The sequence below is a fragment of the Microlunatus sp. YIM B11417 genome (assembly GCF_059617205.1).
On sequence record NZ_JCAMPJ010000001.1, the window covers coordinates 469,883 to 484,081 of the forward strand.

Annotated in this window: 16 protein-coding genes and 1 riboswitch; of the genes, 6 read left to right on the top strand and 10 right to left on the bottom strand. The window is 71.1% G+C overall.

Annotated elements, in window-relative coordinates; translation table 11 throughout:
- Window positions 1-15: 15 nt before the first annotated feature.
- From AC6CCG_RS02275 to AC6CCG_RS02295, 5 genes are all read right to left on the bottom strand, one after another.
- Window positions 16-855 (bottom strand): CPBP family intramembrane glutamic endopeptidase, encoded by an 840-nt coding sequence (locus AC6CCG_RS02275; protein WP_496652822.1) that lies wholly within the window; start codon window positions 853-855, stop codon window positions 16-18.
- A gap of 97 nt (window positions 856-952) precedes the next feature.
- On the bottom strand, window positions 953-1,528 hold the full coding sequence (locus AC6CCG_RS02280) for a hypothetical protein (RefSeq protein WP_496652823.1): 576 nt from the start codon (window positions 1,526-1,528) through the stop codon (window positions 953-955).
- Entirely contained in the window at window positions 1,525-2,679 is a 1,155-nt protein-coding gene (locus tag AC6CCG_RS02285; RefSeq protein ID WP_496652824.1) for an L-histidine N(alpha)-methyltransferase, read from the bottom strand. Before AC6CCG_RS02285 ends, AC6CCG_RS02280 begins: the two co-directional genes overlap by 4 nt.
- A gap of 45 nt (window positions 2,680-2,724) precedes the next feature.
- Window positions 2,725-3,936, bottom strand: coding sequence for a mannose-6-phosphate isomerase, class I (manA, locus tag AC6CCG_RS02290; protein ID WP_496652825.1), 1,212 nt, complete (start codon window positions 3,934-3,936; stop codon window positions 2,725-2,727).
- Window positions 3,936-4,937: a Gfo/Idh/MocA family protein gene (locus AC6CCG_RS02295; RefSeq protein ID WP_496652826.1), complete on the bottom strand. Its 1,002-nt coding sequence runs from the start codon at window positions 4,935-4,937 to the stop codon at window positions 3,936-3,938. Before AC6CCG_RS02295 ends, manA begins: the two co-directional genes overlap by 1 nt.
- A gap of 184 nt (window positions 4,938-5,121) precedes the next feature.
- On the opposite strand from AC6CCG_RS02295, the gene AC6CCG_RS02300 reads away from it, so the two are divergent.
- Both AC6CCG_RS02300 and AC6CCG_RS02305 read left to right on the top strand, forming a co-directional pair.
- On the top strand, window positions 5,122-5,430 hold the full coding sequence (locus tag AC6CCG_RS02300; protein ID WP_377489014.1) for a DUF3263 domain-containing protein: 309 nt from the start codon (window positions 5,122-5,124) through the stop codon (window positions 5,428-5,430).
- A 32-nt stretch (window positions 5,431-5,462) separates the two neighbouring features.
- Window positions 5,463-6,263, top strand: a complete 801-nt coding sequence (locus AC6CCG_RS02305) for an aminoglycoside phosphotransferase family protein (protein WP_496652827.1) — start codon at window positions 5,463-5,465, stop codon at window positions 6,261-6,263.
- On the opposite strand, the gene AC6CCG_RS02310 is transcribed toward AC6CCG_RS02305, so the two are convergent.
- Window positions 6,241-6,657 (bottom strand): hypothetical protein, encoded by a 417-nt coding sequence (locus AC6CCG_RS02310; RefSeq protein WP_496652828.1) that lies wholly within the window; start codon window positions 6,655-6,657, stop codon window positions 6,241-6,243. The genes AC6CCG_RS02305 and AC6CCG_RS02310 overlap by 23 nt on opposite strands.
- A gap of 116 nt (window positions 6,658-6,773) precedes the next feature.
- A riboswitch (SAM riboswitch) is annotated at window positions 6,774-6,885 on the top strand.
- Between the two features lie 13 nt (window positions 6,886-6,898).
- On the opposite strand from AC6CCG_RS02310, the gene thrC reads away from it, so the two are divergent.
- Both thrC and AC6CCG_RS02320 read left to right on the top strand, forming a co-directional pair.
- Window positions 6,899-8,179: a threonine synthase gene (gene thrC / locus AC6CCG_RS02315; RefSeq protein WP_496652829.1), complete on the top strand. Its 1,281-nt coding sequence runs from the start codon at window positions 6,899-6,901 to the stop codon at window positions 8,177-8,179.
- Window positions 8,176-8,451, top strand: coding sequence for a ubiquitin-like small modifier protein 1 (locus AC6CCG_RS02320; RefSeq protein WP_496652830.1), 276 nt, complete (start codon window positions 8,176-8,178; stop codon window positions 8,449-8,451). Before thrC ends, AC6CCG_RS02320 begins: the two co-directional genes overlap by 4 nt.
- 14 nt (window positions 8,452-8,465) lie before the next feature.
- Here AC6CCG_RS02320 and AC6CCG_RS02325 read toward each other — a convergent pair whose 3' ends face one another.
- From AC6CCG_RS02325 to AC6CCG_RS02340, 4 genes are read right to left on the bottom strand one after another with little or no spacing between them, the layout of a single operon-like run.
- Entirely contained in the window at window positions 8,466-9,689 is a 1,224-nt protein-coding gene (locus AC6CCG_RS02325) for an ABC transporter permease (protein ID WP_496652831.1), read from the bottom strand.
- Window positions 9,686-10,390: an ABC transporter ATP-binding protein gene (locus AC6CCG_RS02330; protein ID WP_496652832.1), complete on the bottom strand. Its 705-nt coding sequence runs from the start codon at window positions 10,388-10,390 to the stop codon at window positions 9,686-9,688. The genes AC6CCG_RS02325 and AC6CCG_RS02330 overlap by 4 nt, the downstream gene beginning before the upstream one ends.
- Window positions 10,387-11,439 carry an efflux RND transporter periplasmic adaptor subunit gene (locus AC6CCG_RS02335; RefSeq protein WP_496652833.1) on the bottom strand — a complete coding sequence of 351 codons (1,053 nt, stop codon included), beginning with the start codon at window positions 11,437-11,439 and terminating at the stop codon, window positions 10,387-10,389. The genes AC6CCG_RS02330 and AC6CCG_RS02335 overlap by 4 nt, the downstream gene beginning before the upstream one ends.
- Window positions 11,436-12,029: a hypothetical protein gene (locus AC6CCG_RS02340; protein WP_496652834.1), complete on the bottom strand. Its 594-nt coding sequence runs from the start codon at window positions 12,027-12,029 to the stop codon at window positions 11,436-11,438. Before AC6CCG_RS02340 ends, AC6CCG_RS02335 begins: the two co-directional genes overlap by 4 nt.
- A 219-nt stretch (window positions 12,030-12,248) precedes the next feature.
- On the opposite strand from AC6CCG_RS02340, the gene AC6CCG_RS02345 reads away from it, so the two are divergent.
- Both AC6CCG_RS02345 and AC6CCG_RS02350 read left to right on the top strand, forming a co-directional pair.
- Entirely contained in the window at window positions 12,249-12,905 is a 657-nt protein-coding gene (locus AC6CCG_RS02345) for a response regulator transcription factor (protein ID WP_496652835.1), read from the top strand.
- Window positions 12,902-14,176, top strand: a complete 1,275-nt coding sequence (locus tag AC6CCG_RS02350; RefSeq protein WP_496652836.1) for a sensor histidine kinase — start codon at window positions 12,902-12,904, stop codon at window positions 14,174-14,176. The genes AC6CCG_RS02345 and AC6CCG_RS02350 overlap by 4 nt, the downstream gene beginning before the upstream one ends.
- Window positions 14,177-14,199: the final 23 nt, after the last annotated feature.

Consider the following 14,199-nt stretch of genomic DNA (forward strand, 5'->3'; position numbering starts at 1 on the left):
CACTGCCTGATGTACTTATTCTGCAGGTCGCCACTGGGCCGGGTCCGTGGATTCGCGACGGGTCATGAGGGCGACGAGGGCGGCGAGGATGATCATGGCGCCGAGTTCGATCATGGTCGCGAGGTCGCCGTCGGCGGGGAACAGGGCGCCGGCGGCGTTGAAGCCGGCGTGGGCGGCGACGGCGGCCCAGACGCCGCCACGGAGGTGTTCGGTGGCGTACAGGATCACGTAGCTGAACGGGATCATCGAGACGAAGAAGGCGGCCGCACCGAGGGACAGCAGGCCGGTCTCGTGCTGGCCGGTGCCGGGCAGCAGGAAGAGGGGCACGTGCCAGAGCGCCCAGGCCGCGCCCAGGACGAGCGCGGTCAGGGCTCGCGACCACCGCTGCCGCAGCCGCGGCTGCAGCCAGCCGCGCCAGCCGAACTCCTCCGCCAGCGGCCCGGCGACCAGGGTGTACGCGAGCACGGCCAGCGGGCCGCCGACGCTCGCGGTGACGGTGACGGCGTGTGCTCCGAGCAGCGACAGGTTGCCGCCGTGGATGATCAGGGCGGCGATCACCGGGGCGACGGCGCCGAGCGCGAGGCCGGCGACGATCCCGTACCAGGTGATCGGCCCGGTCCGCCGTCGCTCCTGCCGGAATCGCAGCCACAAGATCAACGCCGCCAGCGACGGGCCGCTGGCGGCCACCCCGAAGGCCAGCTGCCCGGCGCCGGTGCCGATGTCGACACCGACCATCCCGAGGGCGGCCCAGGGGAGCCAACTGAGCAGCAGGGTGAGCACGCCGAACTGGACGAACCGGCGGCTCGGCGTGCCGCCAGCGAGTCGCGGAGCGGCCGTGGTCTCGGTGATCGACATCCGGGGGTTCCCTTCACGCGGAGTTCTGGAATCCCTTCGACGGTAGGGATTCCGGCCCGCGGATGCGCTGAGGGCGACCGGCGTCTTCGGGGTGGGGTTAGCCCCTGGCCGGCAACCGCTCGGTGAGCTGGGCCAGTTGCTCCCGGGTCGCGGCCAGGAAGCTGTTCTCGCGTTGCAGCGCCCGCTGGTAGCTCGCCAGCTCCTCGTCGGAGATCGACTCCGAGAAGGTCCGGAACTCGGTCAGGTCGAGCCTCCGGTTCAGCTCGTGCACGGTGTCGCGCCAGCGGTGCAGCAGGGTGACCAGCTCGCTGTCCCGCGGCCCCGCCAGGACCCCGGACACCAGCGCCACGTCGACCGCCGAGACGACCAGCCGGGGATAGATCTGCCGCCTCCGGCCGGCGCCGGAGAACCGTTCGTCGCCCAGCAGCCGCTCGTTGACGGCGAGTTCGTCGGTCACCGCGGCGAGCACCTCGCGGCGCCGGTCTGCCTCCCGGGACAGCCGGTCGACGAAGATGCCGGTCAGCCCGGCCACCAGGGTCAGCGTGTTGACCGCGGGCTCCCAGCGGTTGTTCTCCGGCACGAAGAACCAGATCACGCCGAGCACGAACGCCACCCCGAGCAGCCCGTACGTCAGCACGGTGACCGCGGTCCGGCGCAGCGACGCGTCGATCACGGACGGTCCCACATCTCGTCGGCGACGGTACGCCGGACGCCCTGGGCTCCCTTCGGCGCGAGCAGCAGCAGGTCCAGGCCGAACGGGGTCGGCCGGCGGGTGTGCCGGAACTGGGAGTGCGCGCTCTCCACCAGCGTCAGCTCGCAGGCGGCGAGCAGCCGGTCCAGCCGCTCGGCGGAGAACTTCCGGGTCGTGTAGAGCCGGATCGTGTCGCCGATCGGCAGCGCCAGCTCGGTGTGGTCCGGCAGTTCCATCCGGATCTCGGCGTCGGTGTCGTTCTCGTACAGCACCTTGACCAGCAGCGCGTCGTCGTCCTCGATGAAGCCGCGGAACTTCACCCGCTCATGATCGACCTGCAGGTTCGTGTTGTAGCGCAGCGCGCTGGTGACGAACTCCGCGAAGGCCCGGGTCTCGTGATACTCGTCGGCGGCCTCGGCCGCGGCGTCCTCGTCGATCCGGTTCGTCGTCGCGACCTCGAGCAGCAGCCGGTCCTGCGGGCGCAGGGCGCGGGTGATCGTGGCCAGCGCCTCCTCGTCGTTCTCGAAGTTGGCCAGCGTGTTGCCGGTCAGCGCGTAGAGCACCGGCTCGTCGTCGACCAGCCGGTCCAGCATCTCGCGCAGCTCGTCGAGGTTGTCGGCGATCGAGAAGTCGAGCTGGATCGGCAGCACCTGGGCCATCGGGAACCTGATCCCGCGCAACGGCTCGAGCGTGCCCAGCCGGAGCATCTCCGAGCTCATGTCGACCGGCAGGTAGTAGATGTCGGACCGGGCCCGGTGCAGGTCCTCCAGGATGGTCCGGTCCTTCTGCCCGGTGCCGACGCCGAGGCTGACGAAGTGGTAGCCGTCGCCGTCGATGTGCCGCCGGAGCTTGCGCCAGTGCCGGAGGAACGACTCCGTACCGGCCTTCATCACCAGATAGAACGGGTCACTGCAGGCGTGCGCCCAGGCGATGGTCGGTCCGATGCCCCAGTACGAGAAGCCGGAGCTGATCTGCTTGCCGTCGCCGGTCTCGGAGTAGCCGCCGCGCAGCTCGCCGGTCAGCGTCGCGAGCTTGTCCGTCTGGTCCTCGCCGACCAAGATCAACGACCAGGAGAAGTCGTCGTCGGCCAGCGCGCGTTCGAGCTTCCTGATCACCGGGATGGGTTCGGTCACGGCCCCGCCTCTCCGTCGATGGCTCGATTGCCCGCTGGTACGAGATTAGAGGCCGGGACCGCCGACGAACGCGATTCCGGAGCCGGTCAGCTTCGGCTCTCCCGCGTCGGCCGGGACGAACGCTGCCTCGCCGCGGGTCAGGCTGAGCTCCTGGCCGCCGCCGGTGATCACCACGGTGCCCCGGGCGGCCAGGACGACCCGCCCGGAATCGCCGGCCGGCAAGGGAATCGTGGCGTCGGTCGGTTCCAGCCGCCAGAGTCCGAACTCCGGCGCCGGGGTCCGGTACCGGAACAGACCCGGCGACTCCTCGACGACCGGCACCAGTTCGACCGGGCGCGGTGTGAAGTCGAGCACGGTGATCAACTCGTCGACGTCGAGGTACTTCGAGGTCAGGCCGCCGCGCAGCACGTTGTCGGAGTTGGCCATGATCTCCACCCCGGTGCCGCTCAGGTACGCGTGCAGATTGCCGGCCGGCAGGAAGATCGCCTCGTACGGGCCGTAGTTGACCCGGTTCATCAGCAGCGCGGCGATCACGCCCGGGTCGCCGGGATAGTGGGTGGCCAGCTCGACCGCGGTGGTGCCGAACTCGTCCAGGTCACGCTCCCGGCCGTCGGTCGCGGCCGCGACCACCTCGTCGACGATGCCGCGGGACTCCTTCGGCAGCCGGAGCACCCGGCCGAACACCTCGGCCAGCGCCTCCGGGCCGCCGTCGGCCAGCGGCGCCACCAGTTCCAGCGCCGAGTCGACGCCGAGCCGCTCGAAGAACCCGTACGTCTGCACCGGGTCGCGGAACCCGCACAGGGCCTGCACCGGCGCCAGCGCGCAGAACGCCTCCGGCTTCGGCCAGTCGTCCCGGTAGGTCCGGTTCGGGGCGTCCCGGTCGATCCCGGCCGCCTCCTCGCGGGCGAAGCCGATCTCGGCCTGCTCCCGCGACGGATGTGCCTGCAGGGACAGCGGGCGGGCGGCCGCCAGCACCTTCATCAGGTACGGCAGTCGCGGGCCGAACCGCTCGACCGAGGCCGCCCCGATCCGGTCCGCCGGCGCGGCGGCGAGATGGTCGGCCAGAACCTCCCGGTCGCCGGAGTCGGGGTCGCCGACCCAGCTCGGGCCCTGCGGGTGCGCGCCCAGCCAGAGCTCGGCCTGCGGTTCCCCGGACGGCGTCGTACCCAGGAATTCCGGGATCGCGGTGCTGGATCCCCACGGGTACGGCTGGATGGTTCCGGTCAGTCTCTTGATCATGGCGAGTTCAGTCGTCATCAGGGCTGGGCGACCTCGACGCCCGCGATCCAACGGTCAAGGGTGCGCATGCTGGCCAGCGTCGACTCCCAGGGCACCATCGGCGAGAACTGCTCGCCGGCCCGCAGACAACGCATGACCTCCTGCGCCTGGAACGTGTAGCCGCCGCCCGGCCACTGGCCGATCAGGATCTCCGGCTTGGCGTCCCGGTCGGTGCCGCGGCGCAGGGCCAGTTCCGGCGGCCGGATGAACTCGTCGATGATCAACTGGCCGTTGGTCCCGAAGATCTCCAGCCGGGTCGGCAGGTTGGCCTCCAGGCTGCAGGTCACCGATGCCGTCGCGGCCGGACGGCCGTCGCGCGGGTAGTAGCCGAGCAGGGCGGAGGCGTGGGTGTCGACGTCGGACTTGGTGAGGTTGCCGTACCCGATCACCCGGTCCGGCTCGCCGAGGAACAGTTCGGTCAGGTGGACCGGGTAGACGCCGAGGTCGAGCACGCCGCCGCCGGCCTGCTCCGGGTCCAGCAGCCGGTGCGAGTCCGGACCGTCGAAGGCGAACCCGAACGAGGCCGAGATGTGCTTGATCTGGCCGATCTCACCGGCGGCGACCAGGTCGACGGCCTGCCGGATCAGCGGGTTGGTCCGGGTCCACAGGGCTTCCATCAGGAACAGCCCACGCTCGCGGGCCCAGGCGATCAGCACCTTGGCGCGCGGCTCGGAAACGGTGATCGGCTTCTCGATCAGGACGGACTTGCCGGCTTCCAGGCAGATCCGGGTCGACTCGAAGTGGTCGCTGTGGACGGACGCGATGTAGACCACGTCGACGTCCGGGTCGGCGGCCAGTTCGGCATAGGAACCGTACGAGCGGGCGAAGCCGTGCTGGCGGGCGAAGGCGTCGGCCTTCTCCTTGGAGCGTGACCCGACGGCGACCAGTTCGGCCTCGTCCGGGAGCAGCGCCAGGTCGGACGCGAACACGCCGGCGATGTGGCCGGCCCCGAGAATCCCCCACCCGATGCGATCCGTCATGCCCACCATCAAACCGCATCCGGACCGTCTGTGGTGCTCGGGTGAGGCGGACTTGGGAACCGCTTGCTACGCTCGGCCACGGCCGTCGCGGACGTCCCGGCCCGGTTTCGCCGGGATTCCGGGGCTCGCGGGGGCCACGGCGCGGTGAATGACATGGCTGTGATTCCGCCCTACTATGAGGAACATGGTCGCCGCGACGAATCCCCAGCAACACCCCGTCGACCCCACGGAGACGTTGAGCGAACGCGATTCCGACATCCTGGCCTTCGAGCGCCAGTGGTGGAAATTTGCCGGCGCCAAGGAGCAGGCGATCCGGGAACGCTTCGGCCTGTCCGCGACCCGCTACTACCAGGTGCTGAACGCTCTGATCGACCGTCCGGAGGCCCTGGCCCACGATCCGCTGCTGGTGAAGCGGCTGCGCCGGCTGCGGGCCAACCGCCAGCGCGAGCGCTCGGCCCGCCGGCTCGGCATCGACCTCAACATCGACGCTTGACTCCTCGCTGAGCTTGCCGGAGGGCGGGCCCGTTGAGTGCGTACGCGGCCGAACTGGCCGACCTCTGGCAACTGACCCTCGGCCCACGCCTGCCCGGCGGTTCGGCGGGCGAGGTCCGCTCCGTGACCAGGGCCGACGGCACGCCCGCGGTCCTGAAGATCTCGAAACCCCACCGCGAGGCCCGGTACGAGCCCGATGCACTGGCCGCCTGGAACGGCAACGGCGCGATTCGCCTGCTGGACCGCGACGACACCGGTTGGGCCATGCTGCTGGAGCGCTGCGAGCCCGGAACAACGCTGGCCGCCGCCGGTCCGACGGTGGCGCTCGACGTCCTGATCGAGCTGCTGCCGCGGCTCTGGATCACGGCCGACGGACCGTTCGACACCCTGGCCGAGGAGTCCCGGCTCTGGCTCGACGACCTGCCGCGGGAGTGGCAGGAGTCCGGCCGCGCCTACGACCGCCGCCTGCTCGACGCCGCCCTGGAGTTGCTCGCCTGGCTGCCCGGCAGCCAGGGGGAGCAGGTGCTGGTGAACCAGGACCTGCACGGCGACAACGTGCTGGCTGCGGAACGGGAGCCGTGGCTGCTGATCGACCCGAAACCGCTGCTCGGCGAGCGCGAGTTCGCGGTCGCGCCGATCGTCCGCTCCGGCGAACTCGGCTTCTCCCGGGCCGAGGCGGTGGGACGGCTGGACCGGCTCTGCGGCGACCTCGGCCTGGACCGCGACCGCGCCAAGGGCTGGACCATCGCGCAGACCATGGCCTGGGTGATGGACGAGGACGGACAGCCCTGGGCGGGCTCGCTCGAGCTGGTCAGGTGGTTGCTGGCGGACTGACGTACCCGCCGCTCTCCAGGCCGGCCTGCCGCTCGAAGAAGTTGCCGAGGGCGCGGTCGCCGGTGCAGAGCATCGACCAGCCCAGACAGGCCGAGTACGCGAGCAGGAACGGCAGGCCGAGGCAGTAGAGCCACTGCCAGGTGTGGCCCTCCTCGTGCTCGAGCAGCCGCGGGTTGCGGCGCAACTGCTCGTCCCAGCTCTCCCGCGCGATGACGACGTTGCCGACCGTGAAGGCCGCCGCGTACGGGAAGCCGAGCCGGTACCCCTCCGCCAGCAGCAGCCCGCGCGGGCCCGAGGTCACCCGGGCACCGCCGATGCGGGCCGCCAAAAGCCCGAACGGCGTGGACAGATTGATCGCGTTGCCGATCCGGCGCAGCTGATATCGCAGCTCCATCGGCCCTCCGCTCCGCCGCCTGGTCCACCATGTGGGCACTGGTCTTGCGATCCGAGAAAGGATTCGGGATTCCTCCGTCTCGGACCTTACGCTGACAATCGCTCCTTCATACGGGGCACTCATCAAGAGGGGATGAGGGATTCGGCCCTGAGACTCCCCGGCAACCGGCCGACCGACGGACACGGTGCCACTTCCGACTCGGCGACAGTCGACCGAGAAAGATGACGAAGGACGTGATCGCGTGACCACGGCTACCGCCACCGAAGCACCCGCCGGCTGTCGACCCGGAGCTTTCGGCAACGCCACCCATCTGATCTGCCGGGCCTGTGGCGCCACCGGCCCGCTGGGCCCGTTCTATGCCTGCGTGGAGTGCTTCGGCCCGCTCGAGGTCGGGTACGAGTTCCCGGCCGTGACCCGGGCCGACCTCGAGGCCGGCCCGAAGAGCATCTGGCGGTACGCGCCGCTGCTGCCGGTCCCGGCCGACATCGCCACCTTCCGGTCCACCGACCCCGGCTTCACCCGGCTGGTCGACGCGCGCAACCTCGCCGATGATCTTGGTCTGCGGCAGCTCTGGGTGAAGGACGACTCCGGCAACCCGACCCACTCGTTCAAGGACCGGGTGGTCGCGGTCGCCCTGTCCGCGGCGCGCGAACTGGGCCTGAAGGTGCTGGCCTGCCCGTCCACCGGCAACCTGGCGAACGCGGTCGCCGCGGCCGCCGCCCGGGCCGGCATCCGGTCCGTCGTGCTGGTCCCGGAGAACCTGGAGCGGCAGAAGATCCTGGCCTCGGCCGTCTACGACACGACCTTGATCGCGATCGAGGGCACCTACGACGACGTGAACAAGCTGGCCAGCGAGATCGCCGGCGAAGAGGAGGGCTGGGCGTTCGTCAACGTCAACGTGCGGCCCTACTACGCCGAGGGTTCCAAGACGCTGGCGTACGAGATCGTCGAGCAGCTGGGCTGGCGGATCCCGGACCAGATCGTCATCCCGGTCGCCTCCGGTTCCCAGCTGACCAAGATCGACAAGGGCCTGCAGGAGTTGATCAAGCTCGGGCTGGTCGACGAGAAGCCGTACAAGATCTTCGGGGCCCAGGCCACCGGCTGCTCGCCGATCGCGCAGGCCTACCGGGCCGGCCACGACGTGGTCCGCCCGGTGAAGCCGGACACGATCGCCAAGTCGCTCGCGATCGGCAACCCGGCCGACGGCCCGTACGTGCTGGACACCGTGCGCCGCACCGGCGGCGTGATCGCCGACGTCGACGACGAGACCGTGGTCGCCAACATCCAGCGGCTGGCCCGGACCGAGGGGATCTTCGCCGAGACCGCGGGCGGCGTGACCGTCGGCGTGACCGCGAAGCTGATCGCCGACGGCGTCCTGGACCCGGAGGCCGAGACCGTCGTGATCAACTCCGGCGACGGGCTGAAGACGCTGGACGCGGTCGCCGACAAGGTCGGCCCGAAGACCACCATCCCGCCGCGTTATGAGGCGTTCGAAGATTTCTGGAAGGATGAGCGTCCATGACGGCATCGGTACGCATCCCGACCATCCTCCGGACCTACACCGGCGGCGCCAAGGAGGTCACCGCCGACGGCGCGACCCTGGCCGAGGTGCTCGACTCGCTGGAGTCGGCCCACCCCGGGATCAAGGAACGCGTCGTCGACGAGGCCGGCGAGTTGCGCCGCTTCGTCAACGTCTACGTCGGTGACGAGGACGTCCGGTTCGTCGGCGGCCTGGACGCCAAGGTCTCCGACGACGCCAAGATCTCGATCATCCCCGCGGTCGCCGGCGGCTGACCGCCGGGACCTGATCACGGGGCGGTGAGCGCCTCGGTCGGCGACAGCCGGGAGGCCCGGACGGCGGGGTAGAGCCCGGCCAGGCAGCCGATCACCAGGGTCGCGCCGAGGCCGAGTCCCATCGCCCACGGCGGCACCACGGTCGGCCAGCCCTGCAGGTTGGCGTACGTGGCGGTCACCCCGATACCGAGCAGCAGCCCGGCGGCGCCGCCGATCGCGGACAGCAGCAGCGCCTCGACGAGGAACTGGGACCGGATGCTGCCCCGGGTCGCCCCGAGGGCCCGCCGCAAACCGATCTCGCCGCGGCGTTCCAGCACCGAGATCACCATCGTGTTGGCGACCCCGATCCCGCCGACCAGCAGCGCCACCGCGCCGAGGCCGAGGAGCAGGCTGTTCAGGGTCGTGTCGGCGGCCTGCTGGGCGGCCAGCGCGTCCGAGGGCCGGGAGACGTCGACCTCGTTCGGCGCCGCCGGGTTGGCGGTGTTGCCGAGTACGGCCTGGACCTCCTCGACGTACGGCTGCGCGGCCCGGGTGTAGATCGTGGTCGGGTAGCCGTCGAAGCCGAGCAGCTCGATCGCCCCGGTCCAGCCGACGATTGCGGCCGTGTCGAACTCGGGCGACAGCGTGACCGGCGCCAGGATGCCGATCACCGTGAACCACTGCCCGCCGAGGTAGACCTGCTGATCCGGCCCGACCGACCCGACGCCGAGCCGTTCGGCGGCGGTCGCGCCGAGCACGACGACGGGGTAGCCCTCGGTGGCCTCGTCGAGGAAGGTCCCGGCGGCCAGCTCGCCGCCGAGGGTGGTCAGCAGTCCGGGCTTGGCTGCGACCACGCTGATCCCGCCCGACTCGGCCTCCGGCACCAGATCGTTGCGGTAGACCTTCGCGCCGCTGATCACCCCGGTGGCGCTGACCGACTCGACCGGACCGATGTTGTCGATCATGGCGGTCGACTCGACGGGCAGGTGGGACTGCTCGCCGAACAGGTTCTGGCCCGGGCTGACGGTGAGCAGGTTGGTGCCCAGCTCGGCGATCTGGCGGTTGAAGTCCTCCCGGCTGGAGCTGGAGATGCCGATCACCGAGATCATCGCGGCGATGCCGATCGCGATCCCCAGCGCGGAGAGCAGGATCCGGGTCGGCCGCGCCCGCAGGCCCGCGCCGCCGACCCGGACCAGGTCGCCGAGGCTCAGGCCGGCCGGCGACAGTCGGGCCGGGCCCGGGGTGCCGTCGTTGATCATGATCGTGCTCCTTCGGTACGGGCGTCGGCGATCAGCTGACCGTCGCGCATCTCGACCCGGCGCGGCAGCGACGCGGCGATGTCCCGGTCGTGGGTGATGATCACGACCGTGGTGCCGCCCTCGTGCAGCTCGCGCAGCAGCGTCATCACGCCGGTACCGGCCGCGGTGTCCAGGTTTCCGGTCGGTTCGTCGGCCAGCAGCAGGGGTGGATCCCCGATCACGGCCCGCGCGATCGCGACCCGCTGCCGTTCGCCGCCGGACAGTTCGTGCGGCCGGTGATCGATGCGGTGGCCCAGGCCGACCCGGTGCAGGGCCCGCTCGGCCCGGTCCAGCCGGATCCGTCGCGGTACGCCGGCGTACAGCATCCCGTCGGCCACGTTGTCGATCGCCGGCACCCCGGCGGCCAGATGGAACTGCTGGAAGATGAAGCCGATCGTCAGCGCGCGCAGCACCGACAGCTGCCGGTCGGAGAGCCGGCGGACCCGGTAGCCGGCGAGGTCGACCTCGCCGGAGGTCGGCCGGTCCAGCGTGCCGAGGATGTTGAGCATCGTCGACTTGCCGGAGCCGGACGGCCCGACGATGCCGATCAGCTCGCCGGCTCCGATCTCCAGGGAGACCCGGTCCAGCGCGACGACCCCGCCCTCGTACGTCTTCGACACCTCGTCCAGCCGGACCACCGGAGCCGCCGGCAGGGTGATCATGACGCCACCCCGACGACCGTCCCGGCGGTGAGGCCGGAGCCGCTGATCTCCACCATGCCGCCGGCGAACATGCCCGTCTTCACCTCGACGTAGTCGACCTGGCCGCCGTCGACCACCTGGACGCCGTAGCCGCCGCCGGACAGGGCGACCAGGGCGGTGACCGGGACGATCAACACGTCGGTCGCCTTGCCGGTGATCAACTGGACCGTGACCGGCGCCGCCTCCAGAGTGCCGAGGGCCTTCTGGTCCTTGATCGTCACCGTGACCGGGATCGTCGTGTCGCCCTCCTCGTCGGTGCTGGCCACGGCGCCGATCTCGCTCACCGTGCCCTTGACCTTCGAGCCGTTCGGCAGCACGACGGTGGCCGGGTTGCCGACCTCGACGTACTGCTGCTTGTCCACGGGCAGGTCGATCTCGACCACCCTCTCGGTGCCGGTGTAGCCGAGCACCTCGGCTCCCGGCGCGAGCCCGGCGCCGACCGTGGTCTTGACCTCGGTGACCCGGATCGGGCCGGTGGCGACCGCGTACTGGCCCGGGGCCACCTCGCCGTTCTCCGGCAGGCCATGATCATCCTGCCAGTCGTAGACCGCCTCAGTGGTCGACGAGCCGAAATAGGAGTCGACCTGGATCTCCTTGTAGCCAAGGGCCTTGAGGTTCTTCTCCAGCTGCTTCACGTCCGCTCCCGAGTCCCCCTCGCTCAGGGTCCGGTACGGCGGCAGCTTGCCGGTGAACAGCTGCACCGGGTCATTGTCGATCTTGTAGACCGGATCGCCGGGCTTGATCACCGCACCCGGCTGGGGGAGCCAGGTGATCGTGCCGTCGGCCTTGCCGGTCAGCGGCGTCACGGGCCCGTACGACAGCGTGCCGGCGACCGACTGGGTCTGGGTCAGCGTGCCCTCGGTGATCTCGGCGGTGGCCGGCGGCAGCCCGGTGCTGGACGCCTCGACCTGCGGTGCCGAGCCGCCGAAGCCGAGCGCCGCCGCGGTGACGACGGCGCCGGCCGCCAGCACCGCGCCCGCGATGATCACCCGGCGGGTCGCGCGTCTCATTGGTCGCTCCCGGCCAGGATGTGCTGGCACGCCTCGGACGCCTTGCCGAACGCGGGATCGTTGCGATCGATGCCCGGGAACATCCCCTCGCCGCTGCCCGGCTGCGGGTCCGGGAAGTCGGGCATCCCGTTCTTGCGCATGCACTGGGCGAATTCGAGGTAGGCGTCGAGCTCGGTGTCGTCGCCCTGGCCGCGGATGCCGCCGGGCAGCAGGTCGCCGCATGCCTCGTGCGCCTCCTTGAACGCGGCGCTCTCGGGATCGACCGAATCGCCGACCGTCGGCAGTCCCGTCTTCGGGTCCGGGTCCGCCATGTCGATGCCGTGCTCGCGCATGCAGGCCGCGTAGGCGTACGCATCCGGGGTCGGCGGTGCTGTCGTACCGGAACCCGGATCCTTCGAGCCCGGTGTGCTGCTGCCGGGAGCGCCGGGCTCCGACGAGCTCGGGCCGGCGGCACCGGAACTCGGCCCCGCGCTGGGGATCCCGCCGGAGCCGCTGGTGCTGGGAGCACAGCCGCCGGCCAGCACCGCGACGCCCAGGGTCAGCGCGAGCAGCGCACCGGACACGGCCCGGGCTCCGAGGTTGATCTTCATGATGGTCCTCCTGATCGCGGTGACGATCACCGCTCGTGATCAAGTCGAGCCCGCGGCGGATAACCGGGCCGTAAGCCGGGACGCCCCGGTTATCCGCCGGTTATCCGGCCCGCGGGCTCACAGGCGGCGCAAGGGGGACTCACAGCGAGGCCTGGTTATCCCGCGGTTACCTGGGCTGCAGCAGAATCGGCCTCCGGAACGGAGAGAGGGGTGGGGCGGATGCGCATCCTCGTGGTCGAGGACGAGCCGGTGCTGGCGGACACGATGGCCGAGTGGCTGCGGCGGGAGTCGTTCGCGGTCGACATCTCCTACGACGGGGAAGGCGCCCTGGAACGGATCGGGATCTACTCCTACGACGTGGTCGTGCTGGACCGGGACCTGCCGGGCATCTCGGGCGACGAGGTGTGCCGCCGGATCGTCGCCGACGGCGTGATCACCAGGGTGCTGATGGTCACCGCGGCCTCGGCGGTACGGTCCCGGATCGAGGGCCTGGCGATCGGCGCCGACGACTATCTGATCAAGCCGTTCGCCTTCCTCGAACTGTCCGCCCGGGTGCACGCCCTGTGCCGCCGCACGTCGGCGCCGGTCGCCCCGACCATCGAGCGCTCCGGGATCCGCTGGGATGCCGGCCGGCGTGAGGCGTCCCGCGACGGCGTACCGCTCAGCCTGACCAACAAGGAGTTCGCCGTGCTCGGCGAACTGCTCCGCGCCGGCGGCACGGTGGTGTCCGCGGAATCCCTGCTGGACAAGGTGTGGGACGAGCACATCGACCCGTTCACCAACACGGTCCGGGTCACCGTGATGAAGCTGCGCCGCAAGCTGGGCGAGCCGGCCGTCGTCGAGACCGTACCCGGCGTGGGCTACCGGATCCCATGATCATCCGGCGACCCCGGCTCGGCCTGCGCGGCCGGCTGACCCTGCTCTACGGCGGGCTGATCCTGGCTGCCGGCGCGCTGATCCTGATCGGGATCTACGTCGTCGTCGGGCAGCGGCTGGACCAGGAGCTCGGCAGCGACGCCACCGAGGCGCGGATCGCGGCGCTGCGGGAGCGGGCCGCCGCGAGCGGCGACTCCACCATCGTGCTGCCGGACGGGTCGACCGTTCAGCTGGACGTGTTGATCACCCAACTCGAGGAGGACCGGGCCGCACTGCGGGACGCCGCGCTGGCCGCGCTGCTCTCCCAGGGGGCCGTGGTGGTGCTGGTGGTCGCGGTCGCGGCCGGCGCGGGCGGTTGGATCATCGCCGGCCGGGGTCTGCGGCCGCTCGACCTGATGACGGCGACGGCGGAACGGATCGCGCGCTCCACCGGGCCGGAACGCAACCTGCACGAACGGATCGGCCTGGCCGGCGCCGGGACGGCACGCAACGACGAGGTCCGGCGGCTCGCCACGGCGTTCGACGCGATGCTCGACTCGCTGGACCGCGCCTTCGACGGCCAGCGGCACTTCGTCGCCAACGCCTCGCACCAGTTGCGTACGCCGCTGGCGGTGCAGCGGGCGACGATCGAGGTCGAGATCACCCGGCCCGGAGCGGCGCCGGCCACCGTCGCCCTCGGCCACCGGCTGCTGGAACAGATCGAGACCAACGCCCGGCTGATCGACGGCCTGCTGGTGCTGGCCGAGAGCGAGAACCGGCTCGAGCAGGTCGAGCCGCTCGACCTGGCCGAGACCGCGGGCGCCGCGGTGGCGTCGGTGCAGCAGGCCGACCGGTCCGACCTGGTGATCAACACCGACCTGCGCCCGGCGCCCGCGTCGGGGGACCCGCTGCTGCTCGAGCAGCTGATCCGCAACTTGGTCGAGAACGCCTTACGCTACAACGTTTCCGGCGGCACGGTCATGATCGGCACCGGTCTCGCCGATGATCATGCCCTGGTCCGGGTCGAGAACACCGGCCCGGTGATCGATCCGGCCGACCTGCCCGGCCTGCTGGAGCCGTTCAACCGAGGCCCCGGGCAGCGCCGCCGGACCGAGGCCGGAACTCCGGTGGCCGGGCACGGCCTGGGCCTCGCCGTCGTCTCGGCGATCACCGCGGCCCACGGCGGCCGGCTCGACCTGACGCCCCGGCCGGGCGGCGGACTCACGGTGACCGTCAGCCTGCCCCGCGCCGAGGACCCACGCGCACTGAGCTTGTCGAAGTGCCAAGCCTGATCGGGCCCTGCCCTTCGACAGGC

Coding starts and splice junctions, on each gene's coding strand:
- AC6CCG_RS02335 (WP_496652833.1), bottom strand. CDS start 11,439: ATGAGACGCGCGACCCGCCGGGTGATCATCGCGGGCGCGGTGCTGGCG.
- AC6CCG_RS02310 (WP_496652828.1), bottom strand. CDS start 6,657: ATGGAGCTGCGATATCAGCTGCGCCGGATCGGCAACGCGATCAATCTG.
- AC6CCG_RS02340 (WP_496652834.1), bottom strand. CDS start 12,029: ATGAAGATCAACCTCGGAGCCCGGGCCGTGTCCGGTGCGCTGCTCGCG.
- AC6CCG_RS02325 (WP_496652831.1), bottom strand. CDS start 9,689: ATGATCAACGACGGCACCCCGGGCCCGGCCCGACTGTCGCCGGCCGGC.
- AC6CCG_RS02350 (WP_496652836.1), top strand. CDS start 12,902: ATGATCATCCGGCGACCCCGGCTCGGCCTGCGCGGCCGGCTGACCCTG.
- AC6CCG_RS02275 (WP_496652822.1), bottom strand. CDS start 855: ATGTCGATCACCGAGACCACGGCCGCTCCGCGACTCGCTGGCGGCACG.
- AC6CCG_RS02320 (WP_496652830.1), top strand. CDS start 8,176: ATGACGGCATCGGTACGCATCCCGACCATCCTCCGGACCTACACCGGC.
- manA (WP_496652825.1), bottom strand. CDS start 3,936: ATGACGACTGAACTCGCCATGATCAAGAGACTGACCGGAACCATCCAG.
- AC6CCG_RS02300 (WP_377489014.1), top strand. CDS start 5,122: ATGGTCGCCGCGACGAATCCCCAGCAACACCCCGTCGACCCCACGGAG.
- AC6CCG_RS02330 (WP_496652832.1), bottom strand. CDS start 10,390: ATGATCACCCTGCCGGCGGCTCCGGTGGTCCGGCTGGACGAGGTGTCG.
- AC6CCG_RS02295 (WP_496652826.1), bottom strand. CDS start 4,937: ATGACGGATCGCATCGGGTGGGGGATTCTCGGGGCCGGCCACATCGCC.
- AC6CCG_RS02345 (WP_496652835.1), top strand. CDS start 12,249: ATGCGCATCCTCGTGGTCGAGGACGAGCCGGTGCTGGCGGACACGATG.